19 protein-coding genes and 1 pseudogene are annotated in these 15,376 nt (G+C 67.4%); 11 read left to right on the forward strand and 9 right to left on the reverse strand.

What is annotated here, in order from left to right:
- The 5 genes and pseudogenes from L8H00_RS16385 to L8H00_RS16405 all read left to right on the forward strand — a co-directional run.
- Nucleotides 1-315: pseudogene (locus tag L8H00_RS16385) on the forward strand (P-type conjugative transfer protein TrbL); the annotation flags it as partial.
- Nucleotides 315-998: a conjugal transfer protein TrbF gene (gene trbF / locus L8H00_RS16390; RefSeq protein ID WP_242098381.1), complete on the forward strand. Its 684-nt coding sequence runs from the start codon at nucleotides 315-317 to the stop codon at nucleotides 996-998. The pseudogene L8H00_RS16385 and the gene trbF, both read left to right, overlap by 1 nt.
- The gene (gene trbG, locus L8H00_RS16395; RefSeq protein WP_242098382.1) at nucleotides 998-1,990 is read left to right on the forward strand and encodes a P-type conjugative transfer protein TrbG; all 993 of its coding nucleotides are present in this window, start codon (nucleotides 998-1,000) and stop codon (nucleotides 1,988-1,990) included. Before trbF ends, trbG begins: the two co-directional genes overlap by 1 nt.
- Before the next feature lie 146 nt (nucleotides 1,991-2,136).
- On the forward strand, nucleotides 2,137-3,276 hold the full coding sequence (locus L8H00_RS16400) for a TrbI/VirB10 family protein (RefSeq protein WP_242098428.1): 1,140 nt from the start codon (nucleotides 2,137-2,139) through the stop codon (nucleotides 3,274-3,276).
- A 10-nt stretch (nucleotides 3,277-3,286) separates the two neighbouring features.
- A complete protein-coding gene (locus tag L8H00_RS16405) occupies nucleotides 3,287-3,580 on the forward strand; it encodes a DUF2274 domain-containing protein (RefSeq protein WP_242098383.1) in 294 nt (97 codons plus the stop codon).
- On the opposite strand, the gene L8H00_RS16410 is transcribed toward L8H00_RS16405, so the two are convergent.
- The gene (locus L8H00_RS16410; protein ID WP_242098384.1) at nucleotides 3,513-4,445 is read right to left on the reverse strand and encodes a LysR family transcriptional regulator; all 933 of its coding nucleotides are present in this window, start codon (nucleotides 4,443-4,445) and stop codon (nucleotides 3,513-3,515) included. The two genes, L8H00_RS16405 and L8H00_RS16410, sit on opposite strands and share 68 nt — an antisense overlap.
- A gap of 196 nt (nucleotides 4,446-4,641) precedes the next feature.
- On the opposite strand from L8H00_RS16410, the gene L8H00_RS16415 reads away from it, so the two are divergent.
- Together L8H00_RS16415 and L8H00_RS16420 are read left to right on the forward strand one after the other, a co-directional pair.
- Nucleotides 4,642-4,932, forward strand: a complete 291-nt coding sequence (locus L8H00_RS16415; RefSeq protein ID WP_242098385.1) for a type II toxin-antitoxin system RelE/ParE family toxin — start codon at nucleotides 4,642-4,644, stop codon at nucleotides 4,930-4,932.
- 9 nt (nucleotides 4,933-4,941) lie between these two features.
- Nucleotides 4,942-5,274, forward strand: coding sequence for a HigA family addiction module antitoxin (locus tag L8H00_RS16420; RefSeq protein WP_242098429.1), 333 nt, complete (start codon nucleotides 4,942-4,944; stop codon nucleotides 5,272-5,274).
- Between the two features lie 344 nt (nucleotides 5,275-5,618).
- Here L8H00_RS16420 and L8H00_RS16425 read toward each other — a convergent pair whose 3' ends face one another.
- Nucleotides 5,619-6,371, reverse strand: coding sequence for a carbohydrate porin (locus L8H00_RS16425; RefSeq protein WP_242098386.1), 753 nt, complete (start codon nucleotides 6,369-6,371; stop codon nucleotides 5,619-5,621).
- Between L8H00_RS16425 and L8H00_RS16430 the strand changes: the two genes are divergently transcribed.
- Both L8H00_RS16430 and L8H00_RS16435 read left to right on the forward strand, forming a co-directional pair.
- Nucleotides 6,370-6,726: a hypothetical protein gene (locus L8H00_RS16430; protein WP_242098387.1), complete on the forward strand. Its 357-nt coding sequence runs from the start codon at nucleotides 6,370-6,372 to the stop codon at nucleotides 6,724-6,726. The genes L8H00_RS16425 and L8H00_RS16430 overlap by 2 nt on opposite strands.
- 108 nt (nucleotides 6,727-6,834) lie before the next feature.
- On the forward strand, nucleotides 6,835-7,623 hold the full coding sequence (locus L8H00_RS16435; protein WP_242098388.1) for a hypothetical protein: 789 nt from the start codon (nucleotides 6,835-6,837) through the stop codon (nucleotides 7,621-7,623).
- On the opposite strand, the gene L8H00_RS16440 is transcribed toward L8H00_RS16435, so the two are convergent.
- The 6 genes from L8H00_RS16440 to cax all read right to left on the reverse strand — a co-directional run bounded on the left by L8H00_RS16440 (nucleotide 7,620) and on the right by cax (nucleotide 12,610).
- Nucleotides 7,620-8,573, reverse strand: coding sequence for a mechanosensitive ion channel family protein (locus tag L8H00_RS16440; protein ID WP_242098389.1), 954 nt, complete (start codon nucleotides 8,571-8,573; stop codon nucleotides 7,620-7,622). The genes L8H00_RS16435 and L8H00_RS16440 overlap by 4 nt on opposite strands.
- A gap of 16 nt (nucleotides 8,574-8,589) precedes the next feature.
- Nucleotides 8,590-9,999, reverse strand: a complete 1,410-nt coding sequence (locus L8H00_RS16445) for a DUF2254 domain-containing protein (protein WP_242098390.1) — start codon at nucleotides 9,997-9,999, stop codon at nucleotides 8,590-8,592.
- 148 nt (nucleotides 10,000-10,147) lie between these two features.
- Nucleotides 10,148-10,540 carry a hypothetical protein gene (locus L8H00_RS16450; protein WP_242098391.1) on the reverse strand — a complete coding sequence of 131 codons (393 nt, stop codon included), beginning with the start codon at nucleotides 10,538-10,540 and terminating at the stop codon, nucleotides 10,148-10,150.
- 41 nt (nucleotides 10,541-10,581) lie between these two features.
- Complete coding sequence (locus tag L8H00_RS16455; protein ID WP_242098392.1) at nucleotides 10,582-10,866, reverse strand: hypothetical protein; 285 nt, start codon at nucleotides 10,864-10,866, stop codon at nucleotides 10,582-10,584.
- Nucleotides 10,867-10,934: 68 nt separating this feature from the next.
- Nucleotides 10,935-11,402, reverse strand: a complete 468-nt coding sequence (locus tag L8H00_RS16460; protein WP_242098393.1) for a hypothetical protein — start codon at nucleotides 11,400-11,402, stop codon at nucleotides 10,935-10,937.
- A 131-nt stretch (nucleotides 11,403-11,533) separates the two neighbouring features.
- The gene (gene cax, locus L8H00_RS16465) at nucleotides 11,534-12,610 is read right to left on the reverse strand and encodes a calcium/proton exchanger (RefSeq protein ID WP_242098394.1); all 1,077 of its coding nucleotides are present in this window, start codon (nucleotides 12,608-12,610) and stop codon (nucleotides 11,534-11,536) included.
- A gap of 119 nt (nucleotides 12,611-12,729) precedes the next feature.
- Here cax and L8H00_RS16470 point away from each other — a divergent pair, with 119 nt between their 5' ends.
- Both L8H00_RS16470 and L8H00_RS16475 read left to right on the forward strand, forming a co-directional pair.
- On the forward strand, nucleotides 12,730-14,250 hold the full coding sequence (locus L8H00_RS16470; RefSeq protein WP_242098395.1) for a L,D-transpeptidase family protein: 1,521 nt from the start codon (nucleotides 12,730-12,732) through the stop codon (nucleotides 14,248-14,250).
- Nucleotides 14,251-14,335: 85 nt separating this feature from the next.
- A complete protein-coding gene (locus tag L8H00_RS16475) occupies nucleotides 14,336-14,479 on the forward strand; it encodes a lmo0937 family membrane protein (RefSeq protein ID WP_242098430.1) in 144 nt (47 codons plus the stop codon).
- 25 nt (nucleotides 14,480-14,504) lie between these two features.
- Here the strand turns inward: L8H00_RS16475 and L8H00_RS16480 are convergent, their stop codons facing one another.
- Nucleotides 14,505-15,362, reverse strand: a complete 858-nt coding sequence (locus L8H00_RS16480) for a Crp/Fnr family transcriptional regulator (RefSeq protein ID WP_242098396.1) — start codon at nucleotides 15,360-15,362, stop codon at nucleotides 14,505-14,507.
- Nucleotides 15,363-15,376 lie beyond the last annotated feature (14 nt).

The following is a 15,376-nucleotide window of genomic DNA, read 5'->3' on the forward strand; positions in this document are numbered from 1 at the left end:
GCGGCGGTGGCGAGCGGCGTAGGCGGCGTCGCGCGCGCGGGCGGCTCGGCTGCCGTGCAGGCGATCAGCAGCCCGCTGCGGCGAGCGCCGGCGGCGATGGGCGAAAGCTACCGCTCCGGCGCGGGTAGCGCGTCCGGCGCCGCGCCGGCCGCAGCAGCGGCTGACTCCATTGCCTCCTCCGGTGAACCCGGCTGGGCGCGCGCCATGCGCCGGCGCCAGTCCGTCCACCAGGGCGCTTCCACCGCCGCTCACGCCGTTCGCGCAGGCGACGGCTCCGGCTCCGGCTCCTCCGTTTCTGTCAGCGAAGGCGAGTGATGTTCTTCAAGCGATCCGACGTGCGCTACGGGCGCACCCCCGAACCCGAAACGCCCTACCAGCGCGCCGCTCAAGCGTGGGACGACCGCATCGGGTCCGCTCGCGTTCAAGCCAAGAACTGGCGCCTGATGGCGTTCGGCTCCCTGTTCCTTTCCGGCGGCCTCGCCGCCGGACTCGTCTGGCAGTCGGCAACAGGCTCGATCGTGCCCTGGGTCGTGCAGGTCGACCGCCTCGGCCAGGCGCAGGCCGTCGCGCCCGCCGACGCGGCCTACCAGCCGACCGATCCGCAGGTGGCATGGCATTTGGCCCGGTTCGTCGAGGAAGTCCGCTCCGTTCCGGCGGATCCCATCGTCCTGCGGCAGAACTGGCTTCGCGCGTACGATTACACGACGAGCTCAGGCGCCTTGGCACTGAGCGATTACGCCCGCACCAACGACCCGTTCGCCAAGCTCGGGCACAGCCAAGTCTCGGTCGAGATCGGCAGCGTCATTCGGGCCTCGCCCGCGAGCTTCCGGGTCGCATGGACCGAGCGCCGCTTCCAAGACGGCGCTCTCGCCGCGACCGAACGCTGGACGGCCATCCTGACGGTCGCGGTCCAGACCCCCCGCGACGCCGAGACGCTCAAGAAGAACCCCCTCGGTGTCTACGTCACCGCCCTCAACTGGTCCAAGGAGCTCGGCTGATGCGCTTGCCGTTACTCGGGGGCGTGCTGCTTGCCTCCGCTTCGCTGTCCGCCTGCGCGCACAAGTTCACGCCGCCGGAAATTACCTACGACGAAGCGCCAAAGGCGGCGGTGCTCGAGCCCGACCCGCCACCGCCGGTGCAGATCGTGGCGGTGCCCCAGCCTTTGCCCTTGCCCGGCCAGCTGAAGCCATTGCCAGGACCCGGCCGCACCGCGCTGTCCGAGCGGGCCGATCCCCGTGCGCGGGTCGAGGCGGCGAACGGCGCCGCGCGCATCCAGCCGACCCGCGCCGGCTACCTCAACGCCGTCCAGGTCTACCCCTTCACGGACGGGGCGCTCTACCAGCTCTACGCCGCGCCGGGGCAGATCACTGACATCGCCTTGGAGCCCGGCGAGCAGCTCGCGGGAACGGGGCCGGTTGCCGCCGGCGACACGGTGCGCTGGATCATCGGCGACACCGAGAGCGGGTCGGGCGCGTCCAAGCGCGTCCACATCCTGGTCAAGCCGTCGCGCGCCGATCTCCTCACCAACCTCGTCATCAACACCGACCGCCGCACCTATCATGTCGAGATGCGCTCGACCGAGCGGACGTACATGGCCTCGGTCTCCTGGTCCTACGCCGCCGATCAGCTCATCGCCTTGCGCCAGCAAACCGTCCGGGCAGAGGCGGCGCAGCCTGTGGCGAGCGGGATCGATGTCGACGCGCTCAACTTCCGTTACCGGGTCGAGGGCGACACCCCGGCGTGGCGTCCGCTGCGCGCCTATGACGACGGCCGGCAGGTGTTCGTCGAATTCCCCCGTGGGATCGCCCAGGGCGAGATGCCGCCCTTGTGGGTCATCGGCGCAGCCGGCGGCGCCGAGCTGGTCAACTACCGCGTTCGCGGCCGCTTCATGATCGTCGACCGCCTGTTCGCCGCCGCCGAACTGCGGCTGGGTAGCGACCACCAGAAGAAGGTGCGGATCGTCCGGACCGACGGAAGGCCGGCCTCGTGAGCGGCCCGGACGGCGAGCTCGAGCCTGACCACGAAGAGGAAGGTCAGGATCCGTTTCCATCCGCAGCGTCCGGTCGCCTGGACGGTGTGCGGACGGACCGGGAGATCGCGGCCGAGCTCCGGCTCCGCCCGGAACGGCCGCGCGTGATGCGCCTGTCCCGGCGGGTTCTCGCGACACTCGCCGGAGTGTCGGCGATCGCCGTGGCGGGCGCGCTCAGCTTCGCATTGTGGCCGCACGGGGCGAAGGCACCGACGCAGGAGCTCTACAGCACCGGCACCAGGCAGACGCCCGATGGGCTGAACGGCCTGCCACGCGACTATAGCGGGCTGCCGAAGCCGGTCCCGCAGCTTGGGCCGCCGCTGCCGGGCGATCTCGGCAAGCCGATCCTGAACGCGGGTGCGTCGGCCCCGGGGATGCCCGCGCCCGCTCAGCCCAACCCTGAGGCGCAGCGCCTCGCGCAGGAACGGCAACGGCTCGTCCAGGAGATCGAGGCCGCGCGGACCAGCCGGCTGTTTGCGAGCGAGGCACGCGCCGCCACGCAACCTGCCGCGGCTGCTGGCTCTGGTCCGCCGGGCGGAACGGCGCCGCTGGTCGACCAAGCCGCGCTCGGCTCCATAGTCGGTGGTGCTTCCCAGCCAACGGAGAGCGACCGCAAGCTTGCCTTCCTGAATGGTCCCGTCGACCGCCGCGTGACCAGCGCAGATGCCGTTCAAGCTCCTGCCGCCAACAGCGTTCTTCAAGCCGGCGCGGTCATCCCCGCCGCGCTGTTGACCGGACTGCGCTCCGATCTCCCCGGCCAGATAACCGCGCAGGTGACCGAGGCCGTCTACGACAGCCCGACCGGCAAAATGCTGCTCATCCCCCAAGGTGCGCGGCTGATCGGGCAGTACGACGCCGAGGTGACATTCGGTCAGAACCGGGCGCTGCTTGTATGGAACAGGATCGTCATGCCGAACGGGCGGTCCGTCGTCCTGGAACGCCAGCCCGGCGCCGATGCCGAGGGGTATGCCGGACTGCAGGACCGGATCGACAATCATTGGGGCGCGCTGTTCAAGGCGGCGCTCCTCTCGACCATCCTGTCTGCGGGATCGGAGGCCGGAACGTCGAACGACGAGAACAGTCTCGTCGACGCGATCCGGCGCGGCGCGTCGGACTCCATCAGCCAGACAGGCCGGCAAGTGGTCGGGCGTTCGCTGCAGGTTCAGCCGACGATCACCGTGCGGCCAGGGTTCCCGGTTCGCGTAATCGTGACACGCGACCTTGTGATGGAGCCCTACGCGGGCTGACGGGGGAAATATGTCGAAGCTCAAGCTCGGTGCGATTGCGGACGAAAAGCCGGTACGGGTCACCCACGAGCTGCCGCCTGTCGTGCATCGCGACCTCGTCGCGTACTCAGAGGCGCTGGCGCGCGAGACCGGCGCCTTTGTCGAGCCGGTCAAGCTTATCGCTCCGATGCTCGAGCGGTTCATGGCGACCGATCGCGCATTCGCCAAAGCCCGGAGGACCTTGCCGGCCGCGCCAGCTACGACGATGGGTGTGTCGCCCGGCGCTCCGCGGCCCGCAGGCGAGCCGAACTCAGAAAGCGCCTGAATCCCGGATTGTCGTTCGATTGCGACCAGACGAGGCTGAACGGAATCTCCTCGTGGTCCAGAGGTCGGAACGCCACTCCAGGGTAGGTCACGCCGGCTTCAGCCTCTCCGACAAGGCTGAGCCCTTGGGCGAGACCGACCAGCGCCAGCAGCGTCTCCCGTTGTACCGAGAGCTGTTCTACATTGGGGTGCCTCCCGAGGTCGGCCAAGCTGCGGATGATATAGTCCTGGATCTCCGGGCCGGGGTCCACGTGGCTGACGATGAACCGCTCATTCTCCAGCTGCTTCCAAAAGATCAGCTTCGCCGTGGCCAGATGATGATGGTCCGGCAGCGCGACCATGACGCGCTCGCGCCAGAGTTCTTCGAGCTCGCAGCGTGGAGAGAGCGGCGCCCCGGCGACGAAGGCGAAATCGAGCGTGAGCGCCCGGACGGCGGCGATGTTCTCTGCAGACGAGCCCTCCACCACCTCGAGCTCCAGCCCCGGATGATCACGGACGAAAGACGCCAACAGATGCCGCGAGAACCCGCACGCGATTGAGGCAACGACTCCGAGGCGCAGGCGGCCTTCAGCCCCTGTGCTGTTCTGCAGCGCCGTCCGCTTCAGCGCCCCGACGTCCGACAGGATCGAACGTGCCCGCTTCAGCACCCGCAATCCCGCAGTCGTCGCCTGCACGCCCCGGCGCGTCCGATGGAACAGGGATACGCCGAGCGTATCCTCCAGCGAACGGACGCGACGACTGACAGCTGAGGTGCGAACGCCGAGCATCTGCCCCGCCAGGCGGAAACTCCCGTTCTCCGAAACCAGAACGGCATAGGCCAGCGACGTCAGGTCGAGCGTGTCTTCGGACACTGAAGCTTTGGGCATCCCGCTCCTGACCTATTGCACCGTTGATCGCTCAACGCATTGAGGGCACGTGCGTATGCCGGTGAGCGTGCCGTTAGGCACCTTTGTGCAAGCCACGGAGGTTCGGCGGCGGCTCCACTCTTCAGCTGACCGGAGACGGCCCAGCTGTTCGTATAGCGTCACTTGACACCGCACGGTGGAATGCTTAGCTGATCCCGTGCGAATTCGAAACGTCATCCACAAGGGATTGCGGCGCTTCATCGCGGACGAGGACGCCAGCGGGTTGCAACCGGCTGTGGTGGAGAAGGTCCGCCGCATGGTGTCCTTCCTCCAGGACATGGAGCGCGAGGACGAACTGCGGACGGTTCTGAGCTGGAAGGCTCACCAGCTCACCGGCGACCGCAAGGGCGTCTGGAGCCTGTTCGTGACGAAGAACTGGCGGATGACGTTCCGGATCGACAGGCGAGAGATCGAGATCATCGACCTGGACTATGAGGATTACCACTAGGAGGTGGCCATGAACGCGAGCGCAGGCATCCGCATGAAGCGGCCCGCCCACCCCGGCGGGTTCGTCAAACACGAGATCATCGACCCGCTGGGCCTTTCGGTGACCCGCGCGGCGGAGGTGCTGGGCGTAACCCGCGCAACGCTCTCCACCCTGCTCAACGAGCGTGCCCACCTTTCGTCCGACATGGCGGTGCGGATCGAGAAGGCGTTCGGCGTGTCGATGGACACGCTGATGCGAATGCAGAACAGCTACGACATCGCCCAGGCCCGCGAACGGGCAGGGCAGATCAACGTAGCGCCTTTCAACGCTGCCGCCGAGCCACCGCGCGCAGCTGCGGTTTGATGCGCCCTGATAAGTCGGCTGTGAAATACTGGTACTGGGCTGACCGGCTGATTTCGAGGTTAAGCTGGTGCTGGGCAGACCGTCTGCTCTTGAGGTGATTCTGGTGGATAGCCGCCCGTCCGCTTTGGAGTTGCGATTGGCGTAAACGGACTTTCATTCAGGAGGCGGGGCAGGGGCCTGCTCAACCGCTCTAACGGTGATAACGGCCTGCCTACTATCGCACGCCAGCAAGCTCAAAAACCGGACCATTGTTCATTTGGCGAATTAGCCTGAATCGATATCACCAAGTCTACCGACCGTTCGCCATTGCCGGTTGAGCGTGCCAGCGTTCTGAGCTTGTCCCGTCACCACCCGCGCAGTTTCGAATGACGAGCAACGTCGCTGTTCGACGGTGGGCGGTCGTCCAGTCGGAACGTCGTCCGCGCGGGATCGTCGGGATCGTTGGGCACGCCGTCGAACACGCCCAGCCGGACGCGGATGCTCCGGTCGGTATCGTCCAGCCAGCCGACCGCGCCCAGGCCGCTGTTGGGATAGATCGAGGGGCCGTTGAGACCGCTGTGCGACAGGCTGGGGCCGACGCCGAACGACGAGTTGACGAACAGCGCCGCCACATTGTGCACGTCGAACTGCGAGTTGAGGTCGATCACGCCCGCCTCGACCCCGCCCAGGCTGCCGCTCGCGCTGATCCAGGCGTTGTAGATGCGGAAGCCCCGTACGCCCTCGATGTTGTCGATGCCCTGGATGTCGCTGACCAGGTCGCCGCTGATCTTGCGTCCGTTGGTCAATCCGACGTCGGCGCGGGCGGCGAGCCACGGCGCGCCGAGCCGCGTGCCATCGAACTCCGCCACGCCCTCCAGCTTGTCCAGCAGCCGGTTGCCGCGCGCGATGCCGCCCGACACGTCGGCCACCTCGTCGAGCGTCAGCTGCGCGCTCGCCGTCACCAGCGGCGGCGTCGGATCGGCCTGCGCCGCTGCCGAAGGTGCGGTCACCGCCAGCGACGCCAGCAGCGCGCCACAGGCGAGCAGCGGCCGGCTAGAGACCCGAGCCTTCCGGATCGGACTGGGAGGCGGCCGGATTGTGCGATAGGCAAGGATCATGATCGCTCCCGAAACACTCGCCGCCGTCGTCGCCGCGCTGGGGGTGCTTGTAGCGCCGACGGGCCGGACGTCACCCTCCGCCGTGCCGGCGATCGCCGCGCCGCGATGCGAGAGCGGCTATGCGAGCGGCGCCGACCTCGACGAGCGGCTGTCCCGCGCGACACGCGACCTCCTCGCCTGCCTCCGGCGTGACGCGATCGAGCCGCGGGTCGCCCGCCGGGCACTGGCGGCGATCGCGACGTTGCGCGACACGTCGGCGTACGACCAGCGGCGCGGCTGGGGCAATCTGACGATCGGTCGCGAGCGACGGGGCTCGGCTCGGCTCGCGAGCATCATGCGCTCGGCCGGGCTGTGATGACGTCGACCCGGCACGTGAGCGATGGCGCGGACGCCAAGCGCCGCGCAGGCGCCGCATCCACCCGGTCGTGAGCCGTCATACCAGCCGATCGGAAAGCAAACCGGAATGGAAAACCTCTTGCGCTCGACCAGCCTCCTCGCCGTCGCGCTCCTCCTCTTCGTCCTCCTGCTGGTCGCGACCCAGGCGGGGCGGTTGATCGGCAGGCGCCAGCGCAGCAAGGGGGAGGACAAGGACTCGAGTTCGCTCGCGACCGGGATGCTCGGCATCTTTGCGCTGCTGATTGCGTTCACCTACTCGCTGTCGCTCGCGCGCTACGACGCGCGCCGGGGAATGGTGCTTCAGGAGGCGAACGCGATCGGAACGACCGCGAATTACGCACTGATGCTGCCGCCGCAGCATCGCTCACCGGTCATGGCGATGCTCAGAGACTATACGAAGCTTCGGATCGGCCTGGGCGCGCCGTTCGACGATGCGAAGTTCGCGCGCGACATCGCGACATCCAACGCCGTGCTGACCCGGCTGTGGGGGCAGGCGACCGCGATCACCGCCGAACAGCCCCAGTCGCTGCCCGCCTACCGGTTCGTCTCCGCGCTCAACGAGCAGACCAACATCGCCGAGGCGCGGCTGACGGCGCTGCGCAACCACGTGCCGGTCACCGTCCTCGTCGTGCTGACCGCGATCGCGATGCTGTCGCTCGGATTCGCGGGCTACAGCGCGACGTTGGGCGGGTTCGACCGTTACGTCGGGCTGACGATCATGGCCGCCGCGATCACGATGCTGATCGCGCTGACGATCGATCTCGACCGGCCTGACCGGGGCTCGATCGAGATATCCGTCCAGCCGCTGACCGATGCGCTGGCCGCGCTGCCCGACGGGAACCAGACCGCTCCCTAGCTTCGACCGATCGGCCGCGCTGCCGGCGGCGACTTGCCCGCCGGCCAGCCCTCGCGCTGTTTCGTGCGATCGCCGTCGTTCGCGTCGGTCTGGTCGTGGAGCAGCACGACCTGGGTCGGGAACGGCAGGTCGATGCCCGCGCCGGCCAGCGCCTGCGCCACCGCCTCCAGCACGCGGCCTCGAAGTTCGACAACGCCGGCGCGGTGCGGCTTGCTCCACCAGCGCACGCGCAGGTTCTGCGAAAAGTCCGCAAGCTCCCACAGGACGACGTCGGGTGCCGGATCGGCGAGCACGCCGTCCACGCCCTTCAACGCGTCGAGGATCAGGCCGCGGGCCGCGGCAACGTCGTCGCTGTTGCCGATCCCGAAATCATAGTCGCTGCGCAGCCGGCCGTAGGCGGTGATGACGGTGACGGGCTGGGTATAGACGATGCTGTTGGGGACGATGATTCGCTGGCCGTCATAGGTGCGGATGTAGGTCGCGCGGGTCTCGATCGATTCCACCACGCCGGTGAAGCCGCCGCTGGTGATCTCGTCGCCGGCGCGGAAGGGATGACGGATCAGCAGCAGGATGCCGGCGACGAGATTCTGGAAAATGTCCTTGAACGCAAAGCCGATCGCGACGCCGCCGACGCCCAGTACGGAGAACAGCTTGGCAGGCGTGACCGACGGGAACGCGACCGTCACCGCGATCAGCAGCCCCAGCAGCATCATCGCGATATAGGCGAGCCGCCCGAATGCCTTGCCCGCGCCGGGATATTCCGATCGCTGCGACGTGACGCGCTCGATCGCATTGCGCGTGCCGACCGCCGCCCCCCAGAAGATCAGGAACACCACCAGCGCGGCACCCAGCAGCGGCAGCATGGCGAGGAACCCGTTGATCATGCCGTCCACCGTCGCCCAGATCGCGGACGGGTTGATCGACGGGGCGGCGGGAGTGGTCGTCGTCATGGGGTCTCCTGTGGCATCAGGCGGTGCCGCCGAGCCATGCCGTGCCGTCGCGCAGCCGTCGCTTGTAATCGGGTTCGGCCAGCGCGTGGCGAAGCTGCGCCGATCGCCGCGACACCTGCGCCAGGTTATAGGCGTCGAGATACTTTGTCGCGAGTGCCTCCAGACGATCGACATAGGCCGTGATCGCCGCGAGCCGGCCCGGATCGTCGCAGTCCAGCGACACCTCGCCGAGCGCGGTCAGGAAGCGCAACGCGGCGATCATGTCCGCCGCGCAATATTGGATCAGCGCGCCGAACGAGCGGTCGAGAAACGTCGCGAACGTCTGCGAATGCGCGATCACCCGCAGCGCGCCGTCCTCGTCGACCCGCAGGTGCGACGGCAGATCGCGCGCGACGAGGTCTGACAGCGCGGCGCTCAGCCAGTCGAGGCAGGTCAGCGCGGTGAAGGGGTCGTTGACGCCCGGCGACATCGCACGCGCCGCGATCTCGACGAGCTCGTCGATCGGAAAGCGCAGGTCCTGAAGCGTCGAGCGGCTCTGCCCCGTGGCAAAGGCGTCGCGCAGCGCGTCGACGGTATCGTCGTCGCACCGCTCGGCCGGCCATGCCTCGATCATCGTGCGGCCGATATGAACGAAGTCGCCCGGCTGATACTGCATCCGCAGCACCAGATCGCGGTCGCGCGCGATCTGCAGGATATCGTCGTTGTCGACCGTCTGGATGTAGCCGGTCGAGCGGGAGTCTATCAGCCGCCGGCTTTCGGCCTCTTGCCGGGTGCAGTCACGCCGAAAGGTGGCGGGCACGCGCTGTTCGTCCGACAGGTCATCGTCCGGCCGGGCGGAGCCGACGTGGCGGGGAAAACGGTGCCCGATTTCGCGCAGCAGCCGCGCGCCGATATCCTCGATCACGCTGTTGATGTGGATCTTGCTTGGCACGTGATGGATGAAAAAGATCAGCACGCCGATCGAACACACCGCCAGGACGACCGCGACGAGAAGCGACAGGTTCGGGACGAAGCTGTAGCCGCCGTTTTCCTCGGCCGAGCGGATCGTCCGCAGGATCAGCAGGCAGTAGAGATAGGTGGCGATGAAGGTCCCGAGCGTGAACTGGTTGCCGCGATCCTTCATGAAGTTGGTCAGCAGCCGCGGGCCATACTGGCCCGACGCATACACGACGGCGGCGATCGTCACGGAGAACACGGTGCCGGCGACGGTTATCATCGATCCGCCGATCGACGACAGGAGGCTGCGCGCGCCGCTGGGCCGGGCGGCGTAGAGCCACGGCACGCTGTCCATCCACTGCGAACCCTCGTTCGTGTCGAGGACGATCATGCCGCCGGCTAGCAGGACGGCCAGGAACGCCATCACCGTCGGCACAAACCAGTAGCTAGCGCCCAGCTTCTCGGCGAACCGTTTCAATCCGATGGTCAAGACGTGATCCTGTCGACTACCGGCCCGTCGATGACCGGCATCGGTGGTGAGAGACGCTGGCGGCGACCGGGGCGCTACCCCACACGGCGCCTCGGCCGGCAGGAGGAACGCACATCCTTGGTTGCGCCCTGTCCTGCCTCAGGCTGCCTTAGCGACACCGCGCGTCGTTACGACCGATCGCCCGTCCTGCAAGTCCGCCACCGCCAGCTCCGAGCAGCGTGCCAAGCGTCTTGGATCCACCCGGTGCGATGATGTTGCCGAGGACGCCGCCAGCGAGCGCACCCACGATCAGACCGGTGGTGCCATCGTTGCGCTTGCAGTAATAGCGGCCGTCCCGACCGCGATACACCGCATCGTTACGCCGCAGCCGCCGCTCGCGATAGGACGGCCCGTCGCGATAATATTGGTCGGCGTAATAAGGCTGGCCCGACGGCGGGCCATAGCCTGCTGACGGCCCCTGGCCATAGCCGGCACAACCCGACACAAGCGTGGCCCCGGTCATTGCGCAAAGCCCGATCATCCGTCGCGAAACGCTTTTCATGATATTATTCCTGCCCGAACATGCCGTATCGGCGGAGCCGCTCAACGAACCGCCGGCGCCGCACCGTTGACGATCGCATCCTTATGATCGCCGCTCATCTGCGCGGTGTTGAGGTTGGCGGCATCGATCGCATCGCCACGCTGTTCGCCAGTCTTGCGAACCTGCTTGGCCTGCGCCTGCAGCGCATCGGCCCGGTTCTCCATCATGTCGGCCTGCGCATCGGCATGATTCTCGACGCGGTCGGCGAGCTTCTCGTCACCGCTCTTGCTGCAAGCGGCGAGCGGCATCATCGCGCAAAGGGCCAGTGCCCCGATCATCATCTTCATCGATCGATCACCTTAGTAATGGAAGTTGAGCGATCCGCCGCATCAGGCGGCGGGTCGGCGGGGGTGGCTCAGTAGAAATTGGCAACGCGCGGCGTCGGCGCCTTGCACGCGCGATGGTCGCCGTGATGACACGCGTTCACCTGGCGCCGCCACGACGCCATCGCGGCGGCATAGGCGTTCTGCTGGTGCATGACACGCCGGTCGTACCGGTTCACGGCGCGCCGATGATTGCGACGCATCGCCTCGCGCATGTAGAAACGTTGGTCGCTGCGATACTGCGCCCGATCGTCCCGCCGATCCTGCCGCATCCGGACATGGTTCATCGACGCGCGGTTAGCGTCACGCGCGGCCGAGCCGTTCTGGTCCGTCATCGGGCGTCCGTCCTGCGGGCGATCGCCCCGCCCCGACATGCCCGGCTGCATCTGGCCCGGCTGCATCTGGCCACTCTGCGCCGGCGATGCGTTCGCCGCCGGGATCGCGGCGATCAGGGGCGCACCCAGGAGCGCCAGAGCGGCCGCACTGATGGTTGTTCTCATCGACATGATCGTGGTCCTACGCTGCGAGCACCGGGATCGTGGTGCATCGACATGTCGCCAGACATAGCCGCACCGACCCAGGCACTCTTAACCACAATCAAGACGCCGCCGCCCTCCCGTGGTCGACCCCATCACAACACGGGCGCGATGAAGAAGAACGACAGCGCGAACAGCGCGTACACGCCGATCAGCAGCAACCCCTCGAACCAGTTCGTCTCCCCGTCCGCGGCGATCGAGCGCGCGACGAAGGCGGCGGCCGCGATCGCGAACAGGTCGAGCAGGCTGGTGAACACCAGGCTCAGCGGCGTTCCCATCGCCCATGAGATCAACACGAGCAGGGGCGCGACGACCAGCCCGACCTGGATCGACGAGCCGACGCAGATGCTCATCACCAGGTCCATCCGGTCCTTGCGCGCAAAGCTCACCGCCGCGAACAGGTCGGCCGCGGTGCCGACGAGCGCCAGCGGGATCACACCCACGAACAACAGCGGCAGCCCGAGCGTGCCGGCCGCGTCCTGCAGCACGCCGGAGACGGTCTCCGCGCAGAAGGCCACGGCGGCCGTTGCGGCGATCAGGACCGCGATCGAGCGCGGCAGGCCCCAGCTGTCCGTTCGCGGTTCATCGCGCGCGCTGGCGAACACGTCGCGGTGGGTGACCAGCGTGAAGACGAGATTGCCGGCATACAGCAGCAGCAGGACGATCGAGACGCCGATGCTGAGCGCCTGTTCGCCGGCCAGCCGCACCGCGCGTCCCGCGCCACGCGCCAGGTCGGCATGATCGAACACCGCCGGCAGCAGCAGCGCCACGACCACCAGCAGGAAGAGCGTGGACAGCAGGCCTGCCTTGTCGCGCGAGAAGGTCTGCTGCTCGCGCGCCCAGCCGCCGATCAGCGCCGCCAGCCCGAGGCCCAGCAGGCTGGTGCCGATGATCGAGCCGGTGATCTGCGCCCGGACGATCTCGCCGTGGCCGCTCGCGATGACGAACAGCGCCAGGATGAGCTCGGCGGCACTGCCGAAGCTGACGGTAAGCAGTCCGCCGATCGCCGATCCCGCGCGCGATGCGATATGCTCAGTCGCGCGTCGCATCCATTCGGCCAGGATCGCGACCGCGACGCCACCGACCGCGAAGATCACCAGCGCCGGCGCGTGCAGGCCATAGCGGAGCAGCGCCAGCAACGGCACGATCAACGTCAGCAGAATCATCGTCATCGACCGGCTCCGTATCGGCGCCCGCCGCCGCGATCTTGACCACGGTTAATAGCCGGGTGCTGCCGCGATGCTAGCCGACGATCTTGGCGTCGTTCGGCGACCGGAGCGATCGGACCACCATGACTGGCGTGCATGCCACCTTCATCTCGATCGCGATCCTGACCATGGTGCCGTCCGCGGCATCGGCCGAGGGTCGCGCCACCGCCACCGCCGTCCCTGCAGAGACCGCCGCGTTGAAGTCAGCCGTCCACGACGATGCGGTAAGGGCGTTCTACCGGAACGCCGGATGGCGTCCGGTCTGGTCGGCCGCAACGTCGGGGGCGCTGGACGAGGCACTGGCCGGTCGGGCCGACCACGGGCTCGAGCGGGTCGCGTTCCTTCCCAACGACCTCGCGTCGATGTCTGCTGCCGGGCAGGATGTTGCGCGTACCGGCGCTGCGCTCGACTATGCGCAGGCACTTGCGCAGGGCCGTGTGGATCCAGCAGCGCTGCACCAGGTCTACACGCTGCCGCGTCCGGCGTCGGACCTCGCGAACGGCCTCGCCGCCGCGCTCGCCAAGGGCGATCTGCCCGGCTGGTTCGCGGGGCTTGCGCCGCAGGATGCGGCCTATCGCCAGCTGTCGCAGGCGTATCGGCACGAAAGCGCGCAGACGCAGCAACCCGCGCCCGCGATGATCGGGACGGATCGATCAATCCATGTCGGCGACAGCGATCCGCGGGTGGCCGACATCGCCCGGCAGCTGACCGACGGCGGTTATCTGAGCATCAGCGTGGCGTCAGGCTCGGATCAGGCAATCTATACGCAGCCTGTCGCCGATGCCGTCGAGCATCTGCAGCGCGACTATGGCATCGTCGCCGACGGGATTGTCGGGGCCGACACGCTGGAGGTGCTCAACCTGCGCCCCGGCGATCGTGCCCGGTCGCTGGCGGTGGCGCTGGAGCGACGGCGCTGGCTGTCGCGAACGCCGCCTGCGACGCGCATCGACGTCAACACCGCGGCGGCCCGTCTGCAGTATTTCCGCGACGGCAAGCTGGTCGACGAGCGCAAGGTGATCGCGGGCAAGCCGGGCAAGGAGACGCCACCGCTTTCCGCGCCGATCTATCGCCTCGTCGCCAATCCCACCTGGACGGTGCCCAAATCGATCCAGAACGGCGATCTCGCGCATGTCGGCTCGGCCTACCTTCGGTCGCACAACATGAAGATGCACGGCGGCTGGATCGTTCAGCAGCCCGGGCCGGACAATGCGCTCGGCGTAGTCAAGTTCGACATGAAAGACGACCAGGCGATCTATCTTCACGACACGTCCAACCGGACGTTGTTCGATCGAAGCCAGCGCCACCTCAGCCACGGCTGCGTGCGCGTGCAGGACGCGCCCGGCTTCGCGCAGCGACTGGCGAGCGACGAGGGGATCGCCGACAAATGGCAGACCGCGACGGCGACGGGCAAGCAGACGTTCGTGCCCCTGCCAACGCAGATCCCGGTCCGGCTGCTCTACCAGAACGTCTTCGTTGACGATGGCGGCAAGGTCGCGTTTCGCACCGATCCCTATGGCTGGAACGAAGCAGTTGCCGAGCGGCTGGGCTTCGCTAAGAGCGGCGGCAAGACGGCCAAGGCCGATGACGTGGATGTAGGGCCGTGAGGTCAGCCGTCACAGCTTTGCGCATGGATGACAATCGACCAGTTTAATGCAATGGCGCTCACGCGCCGATCAGGGGAGTAAAAAGATGCTTTGGTTACTGGCTGTCATTCTGGTCGTTCTGTGGGTCCTGGGCTTCGCGATATTTCACATCGCGGGCGGCCTCATTCATATCCTGATCGTAATCGCCGTCATCGTGGTCGTCTACAAGCTGTTCTTCGGCCGGGGTTAGCGGCAATCCCGCCCGAGCTTTGGTTTCAAAGGGCGGGAGTGGGCATCTGGCTTTCCTCGGAGGCCAGGCGCCGCTGGAGATAGGCATCGTCGAAGCCGGCGATCCGCATCAGCTGCGCAATGTCCGAAATGACGAGATCGCCCTGACGCAGCGCCATGATTCCGGCCGCCTTGAACCGTCGCAACACGCGATTGACATGTACCGGCGTCAGCCCGAGCGCGTCGGCGAGCAGGATCTGGCTGAGCGGCAGCGCGCATTGCCCGTCCTCGACGGGACGCAAGGCGCGTGCACGCAGATACAGTTCGCACATCAGATGGGCCACCCGCTCAGTGCTGCCGCGCCGGCCGATGCTGGCAATCCACGATCGCGCCACACCCAGATCGACGAGCTGCATCAGCCAGAACGCCCGCGTGATGCCGGGCCGAAGGTCGAGCAACTCCTGCATCCGCGGACGCGGGATCGTGGCGACCAGCGCCGGCGTCACCGTCGCGATCGTATGGTCCATCTCGTTCAGGACCGAGGTATGCATGTCGCAGAAGTCACCCGGCATCATGATCGCCAACACCTGCCGACCGCCTTCGGGCATGATCTTGTACCGGCAGCCCCAGCCTTCCAGGAACACGAACACCGGCCCGGGATCGTCGCCTTCGCGTATCAGATCGTGCTTCGCCGGATAGCGACGCCCGGGCCCGCAGGCCGCCTTTAGGATCGCGATGTCCTCAGGTGATAGAGCGACGCGGTGGCTAATCTTGCTGATGAAGGCGTTTGGCACGCGTGTGTCCCCCAACGGTTGATCGTGCAGGCCTATACACGGGCGACCCCGATCTTGATCGTGGTTGTGACACGTCGCCGCGTCCGCGCTACGGCAGCGCATCGTCGGCATGCGGTCCCAGGCCG

It is taken from the genome of Sphingomonas sp. CROZ-RG-20F-R02-07 (assembly GCF_022662335.1).
Classification (GTDB): Bacteria; Pseudomonadota; Alphaproteobacteria; order Sphingomonadales; family Sphingomonadaceae; genus Sphingomonas.